1 protein-coding gene is annotated in these 1061 nt (G+C 67.6%); it reads right to left on the bottom strand.

Annotation, left to right across the window (positions count from 1 at the left end; all coding sequences use genetic code 11):
* On the bottom strand, positions 1-825 hold an 825-nt coding region (locus AB0M20_RS45460; RefSeq protein ID WP_364307892.1), incomplete at its 3' end, for an alpha-amylase family glycosyl hydrolase.
* Between the last annotated feature and the right edge of the window lie 236 nt (positions 826-1061).

The raw sequence follows: 1061 nt of genomic DNA, 5'->3' as shown, positions 1-1061 counted from the left end.
CTCGGCGGTGTGGTTGTAGACGACGTCCAGGATCACCTCGATGCCGGCCGCGTGCAGCGCCTTGACCATCGACTTGAACTCCTGCACCTGCCCGCCGCGGCCGCCGAACGACGCGTAGTCGTTGTGCGGGGCGAAGAAGCCGATGGTGTTGTAGCCCCAGTAGTTGGACAGGCCCTTGTCGATCAGGGTGCCGTCGTTGACGAACTGGTGCACCGGCATCAGCTCGACCGCGGTGACGCCGAGGCTCTTGAAGTAGTTGATCATCGTGGGGTGGGCCAGCCCCGAGTACGTGCCGCGGACGTCCTCCGGGATGCCCGGGTGCTGCTGGGTCATGCCCTTGACGTGGGCCTCGTAGATGACGGTCTGGTGGAACGGGATACGCAGCGGGCGGTCGTTGGCCCAGTCGAAGAACGGATTGATCACCACGGACCGCATCGAGTACGGCGCCGAGTCGGCCTCGACGAACGACTGCGGGTCGCCGAACCGGTACGAGAACATCGCCTGGTTCCACTCGATGTGCCCGTCCACCGCCTTCGCGTACGGGTCGAGCAGCAGCTTGCCCGGGTCGCAGCGCAGGCCGGCCGACGGGTCGTAGCGCCCGTGCACCCGGTAGCCGTACCGCTGGCCGGGCACGATCCGCGGCAGGTAGCCGTGCCACACCAGCGCCTCGCGCTCCGGCAGGTCGATCCGGGTCTCCTTGCCGTCGTCGTCGAACAGGCACAACTCGACCCGCTCCGCCACCTCGGAGAACAGCGCGAAGTTGGTGCCGCCACCGTCGTAGGTGGCGCCCAGCGGGTACGGGTTACCGGGCCAGATGTGCGTCATCGCCTTATCGAAGCAGGATGAGGGCACGCTTGCAGCGCGCGGCGGCGTGGTGAACATCTCGCCCTGCGGAGGTTTGGGAGGATTCTGGCATATCGGACAGACGCCGCTGGACGGCGGCCGCTCGGCCGTCCCGGATCACACGCCCGGCCGGGCCAACGGTATTATGTGCTCTCCAGCCGCTGCTTCAGGGCGCGGAGGTCGTCGGCGACGCTGGTCGCGTCGAGGTCGAACTCCTC

The organism is Actinoplanes sp. NPDC051633 (genome assembly GCF_040681735.1).
Lineage (GTDB): Bacteria > Actinomycetota > Actinomycetes > Mycobacteriales > Micromonosporaceae > Actinoplanes.
The sequence above is the reverse complement of the archived record's forward strand: the minus strand, read 5'-3'. Positions and strand labels throughout refer to the sequence as shown.